1 pseudogene is annotated in these 930 nt (G+C 40.3%); it reads right to left on the bottom strand.

What is annotated here, in order from left to right:
* Window positions 1-930, bottom strand: a pseudogene (locus RAH34_RS22765) (RHS repeat-associated core domain-containing protein); the annotation flags it as partial.

The raw sequence follows: 930 nt of genomic DNA, 5'->3' as shown, positions 1-930 counted from the left end.
CAAGCGGTTCTGACTGTCATAATCAAAGGTTTCTGTGATGACCCTTTCGGTATCCGTACTCAGTCTCTTATGCCTTGTTACAGTTTGTTTCGTGATTCCTGCAAAATCCAGTTTGGATTCTGTTCTTGTATATCCTCCCAAATGATTCACAGAATGACTGCCAATAGCTCTTCCTTTCTGATCGTAATAGGTATAGTTCCTGGTCCAGTTATCATCCTCAATATTCTTTACAAAACTCATTACAGGTAGTCCTTTGGTACTTCTTCCATCAGCTGTAGGAGTGTCTGCCAATACTGGTTCTCCCTGAATTGTTGAGGGGAATGCCGGATTAAAACTGTAGGCAGGATAAGAGTCGTAATAATTAACCGACAAAATACTTTCAGGGGTAAAATAGACAGCGGTATAATAAATATTGATTCCATTCCTTACAAAACCTGTAGAATGGCGCGCATCATAAATAACCAAATCCTTGATCTGATCCTGTATTGTCGCCCTACTGTCATTTGAACTGAATATGCCTGTATAGGCAACTCTTCCCCACTGGTCATACTTGGTCATCAGCCATTTTCCAGATCCTTTCATATTGGCATCCTGGCTAAGCATCAGCCTGTCGGCTTTATCATATACCATAAACTCCCAGCCTTTGCCGGGAAGCTTTTTTTCCACAAGTCTTCCCCTGCCGTCATAACGGTACTGATAGCATAAGGTATTGAGTAGATCATCCGTAATAGACTTATGAACAGCCAGAGGAGGAATAACAAAAGCCAGCTGATCATATTCATTATAAACATAATAGGTATCCACATGTTCTGCAGGGCTCATGACTTTTCTTACTAATACAACCTGTCCTTTACCGTTTTTAAACTCTATGGTTTCATTATCATCCTCATCTTTGACAGAGTTTTTATACAATTGGTTGGGGGCATAAAT

The sequence above is a fragment of the Chryseobacterium sp. WLY505 genome, from assembly GCF_030846215.1.
GTDB lineage: Bacteria > Bacteroidota > Bacteroidia > Flavobacteriales > Weeksellaceae > Chryseobacterium.
Note: the sequence above shows the minus strand (reverse complement) of the source record. Positions and strands in the feature narration are given on the sequence as shown.